Below are 14,430 nucleotides of genomic sequence, written 5' to 3'. Positions count from 1 at the left end.
ACCTTTGGCAGGGTTGTGCGCGGGCCGGACCCGCCCGCGCGCAACCGCGGGTCGAGCCCGGCTGTAGAACCGCGACTCATCTTCTAGCGAATTCAGGTATTCTCCCTTTCCAGTTGGCAACCGTGGTCTGCTAGCTGTCTGGCCGAGGTCCTATGAGGAGCTTGGACGTCCAGACTACACACCGAACCTGCTATATACGCCTGGCGTTGAGGAGGAAACCGATTGCCCCTGTGCCCGCCGATGATCCGTCACCTGAGATCCCCTGACCTGTTTGGACCCATCGATCGCCTGCCGGCACTTGGCACGCGGATTAGAGAGCGGACATTCGAGGTCCTCAACCCGTCGACCGGCGAAGTGCTGGCAGAACTACCTGACATGGGAGTCGAAGAGACATGCGCTGGAATCGAGAAGGCCTATGTCGCGCAGCCTGGATGGGCAGCGTTTACCGCACGTGAGCGCAGCGATGTTCTATGGCGATGGCATGAGTTGATCATCGACCACACCGACGATCTCGCTGCAATTCTCACCGCGGAGATGGGCAAGCCGCTTGCCGAGGCCAAATCGGAGATATCGCATGCTGCGGCGTATCTGCAATGGTACGCCGAGGAGGCAAATCGCGTTTACGGCGAGACGATCTCCGCACCATCGACGGACCGCCGAATGCTGGTGATCAAGCAGCCCATCGGGGTGGTCGGCACGATAACCCCATGGAATTTCCCGGCCTCGATGGTGGCGCGCAAAATCTCGCCAGCCTTGGCGGCGGGCTGCACGATTGTCCTCAAGCCCGCTGAACAGACGCCGCTCGTGGCTGGAGCAATGTTCGCCCTCGCCCATCAGGCAGGCTTCCCCGAAGGCGTCGTCAACCTGATCTATGCGTCCGAAGGTCACGCGGTCGGCCGCGAACTTTGCACAAATCCCAAGGTCCGCAAGATCAGCTTCACCGGCTCTACTGAGATCGGGCGCTTACTTATGCGCCAGTGCTCGGACCAGATCAAAAAAGTCAGCCTAGAGCTCGGCGGCAATGCACCCTTCATCGTCTTCGATGATGCCGATATCGATGCCGCGGTTGACGGTGCGATCCAGGCGAAGTACCGCAATGCCGGCCAGACCTGCGTTTCAGCGAACCGCCTTTACGTCCAGTCGCGCGTTCACGACGAGTTCGTCGAGAAATTCGTGGAACGGGCTCGCCAACTTCAAGTTGGTGACGGTTTCGCTCCCGGAGTGGACATCGGGCCTCTCATCGACAAGCAGGCTTTGGCCAAGATTGAATCCCATATTGCCGATGCCGTAGCTAAAGGCGGCGCAATTCGATGCGGGGGCAAACGCGTCGGCACGAATGGCACGTTTTTCCAACCAACGGTCCTGACCGGTGTCACCAGCGAGATGACCGTGGCGCAAGAAGAGACATTCGGGCCGCTCGCACCGATTATTCGCTTCAACGATGCGGATCAGGTCGTGCGTGATGCCAATGAAACGATCTATGGCCTCGCGGCGTATTTTTATGCCTCTAACCTGAAGCGTGTCTGGCGTGTCGCCGAGGCCTTGGAATATGGAATGGTCGGGGTAAATACCGGCCGGATGTCTTCGGAAGCGGCGCCGTTCGGTGGGATAAAACAGTCCGGCATCGGGCGGGAGGGATCCCGCCATGGCCTCGAGGACTACCTCGAAATGAAATACCTCTGCATGGGCGGCATCTGAAGCATCGGCTTGCAGGGTTCACAGACGGGTTACCTAGCGAGCGATCTCCAAACTTGTGAATTGTAGAATCGCTCCTCGATTGGGAACTGAGGGGCGGTCCGCACCCGAGCAAACACGCAATCCTGAGGAGGCCCCTAAAAGGATGTATCTCTCGACGAGACAAGCGTCTGCATTTTCGGCGAAGACGGCGCGCATGCGACGGAGGATACGCTTGCGATTTGGCGGCCCTCGCCGACTATCCTCAGGCGACGGGCTGTCGTTGCGCGGTCTGGTTGGAAGCTTGTGCACCAAGCCATCGTAATCAGTAGCTCAGCTGTTCTTCGGCTGACTGCCGCGCCGATACATGCTCGGACAGAATCGACGTACCATCACGCGGCATTCGCATCCACATTGGTGATCGGCGCACGGTCCAGGGCGCGCCAGGTTGACCGAGCGGGTCGAACCGAATGACAGCCTTGACCGGCTGGAGGACGGAAATCCCGATGCCGAAGAGGTTGGTCAGCCCAGTCGAGCCCACACGCATTTTCGGCACGAACAGCAAGGGCTGGGAAGCGATCGGCCGAGCGGTCCTTGAAGGGGCGGGCCAGGGTTGTTTGACGACGCGTTGCTAATCTAGTCTCTACCGTTCAGAGCGGCTTCCCTCGCCAGTGACAGCGAGTCAAGATATTTGGCATCGTCGGCTTTGATTGCCGCGCAGATCTGGTCGAGATGAGGACAGCTCACTGGTGCACCTTTGGGCTCATAGTGTTTCCTCGTCATCGAGATGAGGATTGCCGGATTTGGCGTAGAACACCAACACGGGTCCGAGATCAAAGCGCGTCCCGGGCGCAAGGCGCTGGACGGACCGGGGCCATGTTTCAGTTGAGGCGCCATCGATGCCTCGCGACAGCGTTCTGGCGAAGCGGGGCATCAGCGGAGCGAGTGTCGGTGCCAGGATCGCAGCGGCCGTCGTCTGAAGGGCTAGCGAAGTCCGATTGCGGGCGGGATAGAAACGTCGCGCCGCCGCAAAGTCTCGCGCCCCGCGGTAGATCACGCAATCGCGCACGAATTCGCAGACCTGAGTGGCCGCGCGCCGAACCGAGAAGCCTTCGTCCGAATAGGCGCGCTCCATCGCAGCGCGATAGATCTCTATGCGAGCAAAGAAGGCTCGGTCGACCGGGCTCCAGTCGCCTGCATCGGGTACACGGCCGGCAAAATCCTGCTTGATTTCCTGGTTCAACGCCTCAAGCCAGTTCAGCCAGATGCTTTGGAACACCTCGTTCTCGGTGCGGCGCAGCGCGTCCAGCGTGAAATCCGTCCGCTCATCTTCCGGGCGTGTCAGGCCCAAATGAAGGCGTACGACATCGACTGTGTTTGGGCTCAGAACCTCCTTGCCCCAGACCGCATGGCGGCAGCTGGTTGAGAACTTCTTGCCGTCGAGCAGGTAGAACTCGTTGACGTGATAGCGGATGCGTGGCTTCCAGTGGGAGAAGACCTCGGCGTAAAGAGCGGGGTAGAGTAGCGCGTGGTAGAACGAATTGTCGAAGCCGAAGAAATGGACAATCTGCCAGTCGTTGCCGGGCATCTCCGCCTTCCAGTCGCGACCCATCGAGCGGCCGAGCGCTTGGATGTTGTACAGAAAACCGAATGCCATCTCCGGCCACACCCAGATCACTTGCCCCGGGAACCCCTCGGCCGGCAGGCCCCAGTCCGAGGGGTGGGTAATGGGCACTGAAAAGTCGCGGCGTTGGCGTAGGCGCGCGAAGAGATCCAAGATCCGTAGCGGGACGCCCGACGCCCTTAGATGCCGGTCGATATTGTCGTAGCATTGGTCCATGGCAAGTTCTGGACGGCGGAGGGAGCCGACCACCGGCGCCTCGGCAGACTGCCGTGACCGCGCTGCACCTAAGTCGTGGCAAAGGTTTGGGGCACCGCATTCCTCGCAGATGTTGCCAGCGGCGGAGCCGCCGCAATCGGGGCAGAGGCCGCCAACATCCGGCTCGTAAAGATAGTGGCCTGTCACAGCATCAAAAAGCGCAGGGCTCTGGCGCAAATCTACCGCCGCGCTGCTCAGAAGACTCCGGAAACACGCGGTTTGGAACTCGCCGTAACCGTCATCGCCCATTGTGGCTTGGAAGCTGTGGATCTCACAATCGAGATGTGCAAGCGTGGCGCGAATCTCGTCGGCGTAGTAGCGCGCCACATTTGCAGGCGTCGATTGATCGGCATCGGCGCGTGTCGCGACGTAGCTCTGGTAATCGTCGCTTCCGGTCAGGTGATAGGCCTCCACTCCTTTCATGCGCAGGAAACGAGTATAGACGTCAGCGCCGAAATAAGGGCCAGAAAGATGCCCCAGATGCAGATCGCCATTTGGCGTTGGCGGCGTGGAGAAGACGAAGATTGGGCCGCGTGGAGTCGTGGTCTTTGCAGCGGCATCAAGGGCGGCCTCGCCGTCTCGCCAGTAGACAGCGACGAAATCTAGGTCTTTGTTTCCGTCATTGCGCAGCACATGCGCTTCAAAAGGATGGAACAGAACGACATCGCCCGCCTCGACCGAGATTTCCCCCCGGTCGGTGGTGACATTGCCCGATCCTGACAGGATCACGAACGCCTCGATTTCGTCGTGCCGATGGGGCTCGGATGTGAGGCCGGGTCCAACCTTTCCGAATGAAAACCCCGTGCGAGCGCTGCCCGTTCCAAGCATGGCCGTGTCGATACCAAACGCCCGCGACAGTTCCGTTCGAGAAAACGTGTATTTGCGCATGACAACCAACCTAAGCTGTTGAAGCAGTGGGACCTTCGGCTGCCAACGCAACAGCCTCCCGTGCAATTCGTGGAGAGAAACGGCAGCCCGACCCGTTGGCGGCGCGACCAGGATAGTGCAGCTCTGGACCGGCAAGCGGGCAACCAAGGGGGGGCACTAGTCGGGCTGTAGGCGCACAGAAGACCGCCTGCGACCACCTCCGCAATCCACGTGCCAAAGCGTCGTAACGGGCTGCGGTCGATGCTCCGCGAGCCCGCAAATCCGACGTCCATACCGTCCGCGCATTTTGAGCGGTCGATCAGTTTCGTGTGCATGCCTCCGCCTGGCTGCGTGAGCTCAATCGCGATAGAAGATGCCATTTGGGGGCTTGAGATTGTCGAGATCGGCCACTTTGCCCTCGGGCGGGTTAAGGGCGCGCTTAAGCACGTTATATTCAGCGCGGGTCGGCCCGCCGGTTGAAGCACGCTGGAACACCAAGTAGAGTGTCCGCCGAGAACGATTGCTTTTGTTCGGTCGTGAGTAGTGCGGTGCGTAATCGTCGAAGATGAAGATGTCGCCAGACTTCCATACTGCGGGTTCCCAGGAGAACTTTTCGGCAACTTGAGGGTCGATCACCCCACCGGCATCCATGGGAAACACCCCCTTCTTGTGGTTGCCGGGGCTGAAGAAAAGCCCGCCGTTTTCCTCGTCGGAGTCGTCGATGCCTATGGCAACCACCGCATGGACCATCCGATCCGGGAGTTTGTGTGGAATGTGATAAATGTCCTGATGCGGGAGATAGCCGCCGCTGTCGGGGTAGTGGAAAATCAGCAACTCCTTGAGCCTGCGCGAATCTTCGCCAAGCAACTCCTCGACCGCTGACTTTATGCGCTGATCTTCTAAGAGCAAACGACGCAATGGACCATGGAAGTCGAGAAAATTCTCCATCTTGGAGGTGATCTTTCGATTGTCCGTCGTCTTCTCGAACCACATGAGCCATTTATCATCGCTGACGGCCCAGCGTGACATATCTTCGACAAAGGTAGAGATATCTTCCTGAGCCGCTGGATCGAAGAACCTTTCGAGCCTGACGTATCCGTCCTTCTGCCACTTTTCTCTTTGTGCATCAGTCAACATGCGAAAAGCCTCCTGTTGGAAACACTGGTTTGGTTGGACATGCCAATTAGGGCGGTCGGGCGCTGATCCAAGTTGCGGGTCCACAGAGACGGACTCACGTGATGAGGGAGGCGATGCTAAGTGCCGTTCCGCTCCGGCGGATATTGTCCGCAGAAGCTCGGCGCGAGACTGCCTATGTCAGGCTCAGCCGGGTCTAGGGGTTCCGCAAACTGGGCCGGATCAATCGCTTCACCCGGTTCAACCACGACACGCATCGCCAAAGGCCGGCACCATCCGCTACCTGCCGACCCAGCCATGGCCGCCAAGACCACGGCGGTCTTTCGAGTGAGCGACTTGGTACGGCCTTGGCAACCGTAGGGGAAATGCACGCCGCCAGAGTGATGCGATGCGCCGCTTGGTCGAAGGGCTTGGTCGGTCACGATGATATCGGAGAAGCCTCCGGGGTTCGCCGCAGCGCAGGCGGGCATCATTCCTAGGATGCCACCGCCGATGATCAAAAGCATACGAGTCATATTCCACTGCCCATTTCTTCGGCTGCGTGGTCGGGCCAGCTCTCGATCGAGGTATGAGTGATGAAGCCGGGATGCTCGGGGTTCGCGCATGGCGCGCGCCCAAGTAGGCTATCGAGGATGCGACGCGCGCGCCAGGCCAGCAAGCTCAGGTTCGGATCGGCCAGGCCGCGCTGCCCGAGGCTCGCATTTTGTACGAAGATGCGTCTGTCACACGGTCCGTCCCAGCTCACCGAAAAATCCTCGCGAATAGCTAATTCATTGTCGATCTGCTCCAAGCGGCCCATGATCGGTTCCAACAAGCTTGGGACCGCGTTCTCGTAACCGGTGGCCAGGATGACGATGTCAGCCGTGACTTCTTCGACCTCGTCCATGCCATGCTGCAGGGTCAGCCTATGACCCGGTCCGGCGTTGATGCAGTGCGAGACGGTGCAGCCCGGCCGCAGTGTGATGTCGCATCGGTATGGCTCGAAAAATGCGTGGCGGTACAGCGCCTGATAGATCGCGCGCAACGTGCTTTCTGAAATGCCGTCCGAAGCAAGCACGAAACGCCGCAGGAGCAGCTTACGCTGCGACTCGCTCATCGCCGCGAAGCGATCCGAAAAGCAGGGCATGAACAACTCGTTTGTGAACGGGCTGTTGTCCAGAGGCAGATAGTTTTCGCGCTGCGAGACCCAAGTGATCGAGGCAGGCCGCCGTTCGTTCGGCAGGCCGACAAGGTGCAACATCACCTCGGCTCCCGACTGGCCTCCGCCGACAACGCAGACATGCTTTCTCCGCACCTCAGGGTGGATGTGCAGTAAAACCGATGAGTGGAACAGGTTGCGTCCAATCCAGCCCTGAAATTGAGGCGGAATTTGCGCCTGCTTGCCAATGCCGACCACAACGTTTCTAGCGCCGAGAACCGCCTTATCGGTCCGCACCTGAAACTCGCCGTCAAAGCGGATTTCGCGCACTGTCTCGCCGCCGCGCACAAGTGGGTTCCTGTGGAAGACCCAGTTCAGGTATTGTTCGAACTCCACTCTGAGCACGGCTTCGAATTGTGCGTTCAGGAAGTGATACAGACGCCCGTTCTCGTGCAGGAAGTTTACGAAAGTGTAGGCTGATCGCGGATTCACTAGAGTGACCAGGTCCTTGAAGTGGCTGACCTGGAGCTCCGAGGAATCGAATGCGATCCCTGGATGCCAGCGGAAGTCGACCTGCCGATCCAGGAACACTGCCCCTTTCCCAACTTGCTCGTGTATCTGACACGCAAGGCTCAAATTGGACGGGCCAGCACCGATCCCAACGCAAGATGACTCCACCTGCTTCCTCCTATAGCGTCTTCCCACTAGGCGGCGAATATCGGCCATAGCCATTAGCCTCCGCTCACGGACTTCGAGCCCCAGTCCCGACCGGGCTTGCGAGAATTTGTCCTGCGCGCTCGGGTCTTCGCATGTAGACCCGCGCATTCCAGTGCGGTGATAATCGACGGGTCATGCCGGCGACGTGGGGCAACGACGTTTGTCCTTTCCGCCCGTCTGGATGCCCCCTCGCCGTCACGCGAGGAGCTCTCCAGGCCCACTAAGGTGTGAAGCCGGCGCAATCGCCTGTCTCGACCATGACGCGCCGGCCTTTCGGCGGCTTGATGGCAGGCGAGAGCGCGGTTTTCACTGCGGCGACGGCATTTTCGGTGCGCATGATCATGGACGACGTCTCGCTGATGCGTTCGCAGAGTCCCATGCATGGGCCGTGCCAGAGAAGGAAATTTTATTAAACAATGGGTTGGCGGATTTACGATCCTGTCGGAAATCCGACATTGGGGGGGGGACGCCTCACTGCGGCGCCCGATTTGCACGTCGATGTCGCCTTGTTCCGATAGCTAATCGGGCACCTTCTGCACCAGAATAATTCTCTTGTGGAGACCAGCACGAAGTCTTCATGAACGGACAGTGCAGAACCTTGCGTATCTGCCGGACAGAGTACCCGCACGATCGGCATCTGTTCCCCGCCGACCAGCCGACCGCGTGGCAAAGATTGAGAGCGGCGAAGCTTGCGCTAACGGCCACATTTCTCCGGTATTTCAGCGATGCATTCCTCGAGACGCTTCAGGCGGCACTTCGCATTGCGAAGTTCATGTCCGGCTTCGAATCGCCGATGGCGACCCTGAGGTGTAATCGCCACGAGATCGCGCTCCAGTTCGGCAATGCGCGCACGCAACCTGCCGAGCCTCTTCCTGACGCCAACGCATTTATGCATCCACGCCCGCAAATCGGTCTTCCTGGCAGCACCCTAAAAGCTATGCGGATTATGCCACCGAGACGTAATTTCCGGCAAGCCCACGCTCTAAACATCCGCTAATGCAATCTAGAGAAAGCGTTCTTCCGGGAAGAAGGCTGACGCTGCTTGAGCGAAAGCACTAGGAACCCTCGGATCTGACGCGTCGCGTCGGCCGATTGCGGCAGCTCCAAAGCGCAGGGACAGGCCGTCAAGCGCCGGGCAGCGTGCCCTTCATCGACATTGCGAGGACATCGAGCAGGATGGCCAGCCCGACGCCGCACGCGGTCAGGATAAGGCCGGCCATGAAGATGCGGTTGGCGCGTTCGTAGATGGGTCGGCGCAACGAACTCATGTCGAGTAGCAGGGACAGCGCCCGCAACTGCAACGTGATGCCGACCAGGATCGGCACAACGGCGAACAGGTCGTAGAGCCGCCATGGCATGGGGTTCGCAGCCCAATGGGTGACGAAGCCGAGCGAAAAGGCAAGCAGAATGCCGACGACGGTGATTGTGCCGTTGCGAAAAATCGTCTCGATCAGCTCTTCCTTCGGATCGTGTTCGTCCAAGCGTCCCTCCTCTCACTCAGCAGTTGCAGGCCTTTGCACGGTCGACGTAGGCTCTCGGGAAATCCCTGTACATCGCCGCCAACTAGTCAAGGGCCGAGGACCGAAGCCGCGAGGCAAACGTTTTTGGTTTGCGCTGGCCTCATCACTTCCTCAGGCGCCATCGGCCTTTGCCGCGAAGTGAACGATGGAAGCGCCGCCTGCCACGGGTGCTGCGCTCAGAGCGGCAGGGTCAAGAGCGTCATTTCAGCTGGAGTGTCTACAATGAAATAAAAAAAGCTGAACGCACTCTAGGGCCTGTTGAGATTCATCGTGAGTTTATGACGGCGGCAGCGAGTTGGATGATTGCGTTGAAGCTCTGGTCAGTTTTGTCAGCTCGCATGGCCATACGCTCGAACTCCTTGAGTTTGCAGAAGAGTTATCGATGAGATGACGCCATTTGTAGAGTTCGAGATTGAGAGGGAGCGGCAAGGCGCGCCTCGGATGCTGCGAGATGACGATCTTGGCTCGCCGCGTTCGTTCAGATCGGCAATGATGGTGTTGCTGTCGAAGGCCTTAGCGGCGATCAGCCCGCCGAAGGCGAGGACGCCCGAGGCCGCAAGCACGCAAGGGCGCGCCGTCGCCGACCAGATCCGGCCGAAGGTACCGAAGCTGGCGACAATCATGGACGACGCCGAGCCAGACGTGCTTGCCTACATGACTTTCCCCTAGGAGCACCGCGCCAAGCTGCACTCGACAACCCGATCGAACGCCTCAACGGCGAGATCAAGCGGCGCACCGAGGTCATCGGCGTCTTCCCAAGGATGATGCTCGTCCGCCTGGTCGGCGCGATCCTGCTCGAACAGAACGACGAATGGGCCGTGCAGCGCGCCAGATACATGACGCTGGAAACCATCAGCCAAATGAGCGATGATCCGCTCATCAGCCTGCCAGCCGTGGCACGCTGATCAGCCCGGCCCCATGCGGGAGAGCGCGGCGACCAAGCCGTCAGCTACGCCTGTATGGGGCGATGATTGTCAAGCTTGATTCGTTTCCTCATCTCCTCGTTCGGCTGATTGGCGACCATGTGCTCGTGCCGACCTGGCTTCGAACTGGCTGCCGCCCGCAGTGACGGTCAAGGGTAGCTGCAGGCCATCGCGAAGCGACTTGTCCTTGACGGTCACGAGCACGGGCGCCGGCTTTGCCGGGTCAGGTGGAGCTCTTTCCGGTGGGGCCAAATGCCGACGACAGATTTCCGAGGCGAGCTCGCCGAGGCAGGCGCGAAGGTCGCGCGGCAGACTGGTATGCGGTAGATCGCAGTGGATTTGACCATGATGCAGCATGGGCATCGGTGGCGAAGCTCCGGGGCGGTGCGTCCCATTCCTACGTCGGCGATCCGAACTGCGAGGTCGCCACTCCAGCCTCTCGCGCGATCGCCGACACATTCGCGCCAGGCTTCAGCGTCGCCTCGATCAGCGTGCCTTCGCTTGCGCCGACCGCCGCAGACGCTGCGGGCTTGCCTCCGGTTCGGAACCGCCTCAAGAACATGGAAACTTCTATCATCAGACATAGGCGCAGATATAGAAATTGACACCGCAAGCTCCACGCTCCTTCAGTGTCATCATCTCTCGCCCATCATCTGATGCCGCGCCAGATGGGATGGCTCCGCGCTTACACTAGATCGATCAGGCGCCTACCGTTGCAGTCATTGTCGGAACTACGACGATGTCGGACATAAGACACAGCGTTATCAAAGTGATCGTATTGTTCTGAAAAGATTTTCCTGGTTGGCACGACACATGCAAGTCCTATGCGCAAACGCACTGCCGCGCCGCACCAACTGAGAAGACCTCATCCATGATCACGCTCGCTGAGCATGCGGTCTCCGCCGCAAACACCGAGCTTGCCCGAGCGGAAGGAAGCCTTTGCGCTTTCATTCTTCAGGTTGTACGGACATGACCGCGTTCGATTTCCGTCCAACTCTGAATGCTCCCGACGATGATCCCTATCTTTGGCTTGAAGATATAGAAGGCGAACGGGCACTTGACTGGACCGCCAGCCAGTCGGCCAGGACACTGGGGCAGTTCGGTGGAACGCAGTTCGATCGCGACCGTGAGGCCATGACAGCGATCTTCGACCATCCTGACAAGATTCCCTTGATCACCCGCCGCGGCCCGTACCTCTACAATTTCTGGCAAGATGCCGGAAATCCGCGCGGACTGTGGCGCCGGAGCACCCTTGCCGCCTACATGAAAGTTGAGCCCCAGTGGGAGCTACTGCTTGATCTGGACGCCCTCACGGCTATCGACGGAGAGGACTGGATCTGGGGCGGCGCGTCCCTTGAGCCGGAGAGACGGGAAAGAGCCGTTCTGCGCCTGTCGCGCGGCGGCAGCGAGGCGGTCGTGCATCGCGAATTCGATCTGGAGTCTCTTAGCTTCGTCGCCGACGGTTTCAACCTCGCGGAGGCCAATGGCGGGGTTAATTGGCTCGACCCTGACACGCTTCTGCTTTCCAGTCCGCTTGGTGATGGCATGGCCACCCGTTGCGGCTACGCGCGCACCGTTCGGTTGTGGAAGCGTGGCGCGGATCCGCTCACCGCGCCGGTACTCTTCGAGACCGGTTCCGAATCCCTCGGGGTGTCCGGCCATCTGGACCGCACCGCCGAGAGCGAGCGCCTCTGGTTCATCGAGCAGTCGACCTTCTTTGAGAAGATCGGCCGAATCGGTGACAGGAGCGGGCCGAAGACGCGGATCGACCTTCCTCGAGACGCCTCGTGGAGCGGGTTCAGCGACTGGCTGGCGGTAAAGCCGCGCAAGCCATGGACAGTGGGAGGGATGACACATCCCGCGGACGCGCTGATCGGCATCTCGCTTTCCTCCTTCATCGCCGGCGAGCGCAGTTTTGCCATCCTCTTTGAAACAGGCGACAGGCGCTCCCTGCAGTCATTCTTCTGGAATAACGGGAAGCTCATTATCTCCTACCTCGTCAACCTCGATCCGCGTTTGGAGATGTTCACTCCCGACCGCCAGGAATGGACGCGCCGAGCGCTGTACACCCTGCCCTGCGAAGGGACTGTTCACCTTCGGTCGCTCGATGCGGAACTTCACGAGACCAATGGAGAGGTCCTCATTTCGGCTCAGGACCCGATCACGCCGCCGAAGCTTCTCCTATTAGACCTCAACGCCGCGGCGCCTTTCGGCGCTCCAGTAATCCTGAAGCGCAACCCGGAGAATTTCGACGCATCCGGGCTGGTGATCACGCGCCACGAGGCAGTCTCGACTGATGGTGAGATGATCCCCTATACGCAGGTCGGTCCGGCGAACGGGAACGGGGATGCCCCGGTTCACCTCACCGCCTACGGCGGGTTCGGCCTATCGCGCCTGCCCCACTACAACTCCTCGCTCGGCAAGCTGTGGCTCGAACGCCGCGGCACCTGTGTGGTGGCGAACATCCGGGGTGGCGGAGAGTTCGGCACCCGTTGGCACGAGGCCGGGCGCAGGGAGGGCAAGCGTCTCGCCCATGACGATTTCGCCGCCGTTGCCGCCGACCTCGTGCAAAGGGGCATTACGCTGCCGAGGCGGATTGCCGCAGAGGGCGCTTCAAATGGCGGCCTCCTGATCGCCAATATGCTTACACGCTATCCTGAGCGTTTCGGCGCGCTGTTCTGCACAATGCCGTTTGTCGACATGCGCCGCTACACCAAGCTTTTGGCGGGCGCGAGCTGGATTGACGAATATGGCGATCCCGACAAGCCGGAGGAATGGATTTTCCTAAAGGAAATCTCCGCCTATCACGCCGCGACACCAGGACAGCCCTATCCGCCGATCCTGCTTGCCACCAGGAAGCGAGACGCCCGCGTCCATCCGGGCCACGCGCGCAAGATGGGTGCAAAGCTGCAGGCTCTTGGCTATCCCGCCTACTTCTACGAGTCCGACGCAGGCGGGCACGTCTCCGGCAAGAACAATCGTGAGCGGGCCGCATTCATTGCCCTGGGCACCAGTTTCCTTCGCAGTGCGATCGGCTGGCAAGTCGATGGCGTTCGATAGTGCACGGAGACAAAGGGCAACGTTTCACAAGTGAGTACAGGTCGATGATTGCGAGCAAAGGGCAAATAAAATGTGCGCGCTGTCCCACGCAAACTGCGCATGAGCGCTTCGTCGATTCCAGCAGGTTTTTTCATAGTGCACCGCATCATTTCTGAAGAGCAAGGAGAGAATATCATGGCGAGAAAGCGAATGGGCGTGGGGCGGGGCGTAACAGCGGCCATCGTCCTGATGCTGATGGGACAGCAGGCCGTGGCGGCCGAGCTTGCGCAAGCCGCGAGCGTCCCGCAGGCTGGAGCCTCGGTCACGGAAGCGCCAAGCCCTTGGCAGATCCGGCTGCGAGCCTTGGGGGTCGTCACTGAGGATTCGGGCTACGTCAATGCAGTGCCCGGCTCTGGTCTTTCTTATTCAAACACGGTTACGCCGGAGCTCGATATCTCCTATTACTTCACGGACAACATCGCCACGGAGCTTATCCTCGGCACCACCTATGCCAACATTGAGGGCCAAGGAGCGATCGGCGCGCTGGGCAATGTCGGCAAGGTTTGGCTGCTGCCGCCCACGCTCACATTGCAGTATCATTTTACCAATTTCGGCGCATTCAAGCCCTATGTCGGTGCCGGCGTGAACTACACGATGTTTTATAACCAGGACGTCGGCAGTGCAGATGCTCTCCATGTTAAGAACACGTTCGGCACCGCGCTGCAGGTCGGGTTCGACTACATGGTGGATCAGCACTGGGGCGTCAACTTCGACGTGAAGAAGGTTTTCCTAAAGCCAGACTTCGACGTCACGGTCGACGGCGCGAAGCTGACGGGGAAGGCCGACCTCGATCCCTGGTTGATAGGCGCAGGTGTCACCTACCGCTTCTAACAACGAAAGGTGAAGGTGGCTGCTGATAGCCGACCGAAATGAAGGGCGCGCCTTGTGCGCCCTTTTTCCGTCGGCCCTGAACGGGCGACACCTGAAGAACCCGTTGTCGAGGGGCGGCCGCGCTCCTCCAGCGGACCAAAAAGGGTACCCCGTGATCAATGCGGGCTCGACCAACGCCTGAAATCGAGGTGCTTAGATGCTCTTCGGACCAGGATGGCTGTTGGGTATTGTTGATGGAATGCCCGGCATCAGTCTCCCGGACGTCATGTCAGAGCTATGCGCCTGCGTAAGGCGAGCACGGAGCTCCTCGACGCCGACAAGATGCCTTGTTCAGCCATGCTGCGACAGCTGCCGTTCTTTTTGCTGCAGGAGCGGTGGCTGGCGCGCCGGAAGCATTCCTCGGCAGGCCGAGGCCTGCTTTTGCGCTGCCCCATGGCTTGACCCATGGCACGGTGCCGCGCTCCAGCTCGGCAATGATGCGGTCTGTCATCTCCTGATAGAGGCTGGCGCCCGGGCGCCCGCCCTTGCCTGCGCCAGCCTCTCCGCTGGTGGTACGCTTGCTCTTTGCATGCATCGTTTCATCCTCCGCTCACCAATCGCCGCGCCTTTCCCCGGAAGCGGGGTGGGCGGCGAGTCGCGACCGGAAAG

General features: G+C 60.0%; 10 protein-coding genes and 2 pseudogenes. 5 read left to right on the top strand and 7 right to left on the bottom strand.

Annotated elements, in window-relative coordinates:
- Positions 1-240 precede the first annotated feature (240 nt).
- Positions 241-1,698: an NAD-dependent succinate-semialdehyde dehydrogenase gene (locus NKH95_RS32025; protein ID WP_352894404.1), complete on the top strand. Its 1,458-nt coding sequence runs from the start codon at positions 241-243 to the stop codon at positions 1,696-1,698.
- A gap of 739 nt (positions 1,699-2,437) precedes the next feature.
- On the opposite strand, the gene NKH95_RS32020 is transcribed toward NKH95_RS32025, so the two are convergent.
- From NKH95_RS32020 to NKH95_RS32005, 4 genes are all read right to left on the bottom strand, one after another.
- Positions 2,438-4,441, bottom strand: coding sequence for a class I tRNA ligase family protein (locus tag NKH95_RS32020; RefSeq protein ID WP_352894402.1), 2,004 nt, complete (start codon positions 4,439-4,441; stop codon positions 2,438-2,440).
- A 336-nt stretch (positions 4,442-4,777) separates the two neighbouring features.
- Positions 4,778-5,557, bottom strand: a complete 780-nt coding sequence (locus NKH95_RS32015) for a phytanoyl-CoA dioxygenase family protein (protein ID WP_352894400.1) — start codon at positions 5,555-5,557, stop codon at positions 4,778-4,780.
- Positions 5,558-6,065: 508 nt separating this feature from the next.
- On the bottom strand, positions 6,066-7,418 hold the full coding sequence (locus NKH95_RS32010) for a lysine N(6)-hydroxylase/L-ornithine N(5)-oxygenase family protein (protein ID WP_352894398.1): 1,353 nt from the start codon (positions 7,416-7,418) through the stop codon (positions 6,066-6,068).
- Between the two features lie 211 nt (positions 7,419-7,629).
- Complete coding sequence (locus NKH95_RS32005; protein WP_352894396.1) at positions 7,630-7,752, bottom strand: iron-sulfur cluster assembly accessory protein; 123 nt, start codon at positions 7,750-7,752, stop codon at positions 7,630-7,632.
- 234 nt (positions 7,753-7,986) lie between these two features.
- On the opposite strand from NKH95_RS32005, the gene NKH95_RS32000 reads away from it, so the two are divergent.
- Entirely contained in the window at positions 7,987-8,406 is a 420-nt protein-coding gene (locus tag NKH95_RS32000; RefSeq protein ID WP_352894394.1) for a hypothetical protein, read from the top strand.
- Between the two features lie 127 nt (positions 8,407-8,533).
- Here NKH95_RS32000 and NKH95_RS31995 read toward each other — a convergent pair whose 3' ends face one another.
- Positions 8,534-8,890 (bottom strand): hypothetical protein, encoded by a 357-nt coding sequence (locus NKH95_RS31995; RefSeq protein ID WP_352894392.1) that lies wholly within the window; start codon positions 8,888-8,890, stop codon positions 8,534-8,536.
- 588 nt (positions 8,891-9,478) lie between these two features.
- On the opposite strand from NKH95_RS31995, the pseudogene NKH95_RS31990 reads away from it, so the two are divergent.
- Positions 9,479-9,834, top strand: a pseudogene (locus NKH95_RS31990) (transposase); the annotation flags it as partial.
- A 415-nt stretch (positions 9,835-10,249) separates the two neighbouring features.
- Here the strand turns inward: NKH95_RS31990 and NKH95_RS31985 are convergent.
- Positions 10,250-10,414: a hypothetical protein gene (locus NKH95_RS31985; RefSeq protein ID WP_352894390.1), complete on the bottom strand. Its 165-nt coding sequence runs from the start codon at positions 10,412-10,414 to the stop codon at positions 10,250-10,252.
- A 407-nt stretch (positions 10,415-10,821) separates the two neighbouring features.
- Between NKH95_RS31985 and NKH95_RS31980 the strand changes: the two genes are divergently transcribed.
- Entirely contained in the window at positions 10,822-12,912 is a 2,091-nt protein-coding gene (locus tag NKH95_RS31980; protein ID WP_352894388.1) for a prolyl oligopeptidase family serine peptidase, read from the top strand.
- 174 nt (positions 12,913-13,086) lie between these two features.
- Positions 13,087-13,782, top strand: a complete 696-nt coding sequence (locus tag NKH95_RS31975; RefSeq protein ID WP_502895407.1) for an OmpW/AlkL family protein — start codon at positions 13,087-13,089, stop codon at positions 13,780-13,782.
- Between the two features lie 388 nt (positions 13,783-14,170).
- Here the strand turns inward: NKH95_RS31975 and NKH95_RS31970 are convergent.
- Positions 14,171-14,356, bottom strand: a pseudogene (locus tag NKH95_RS31970) (ArdC-like ssDNA-binding domain-containing protein); the annotation flags it as partial.
- Positions 14,357-14,430 lie beyond the last annotated feature (74 nt).

Source organism: Mesorhizobium sp. M0848 (assembly GCF_040319805.1).
Taxonomy (GTDB): Bacteria; Pseudomonadota; Alphaproteobacteria; order Rhizobiales; family Rhizobiaceae; genus Mesorhizobium.
This window is presented reverse-complemented; position numbering and strand designations above follow the sequence as displayed.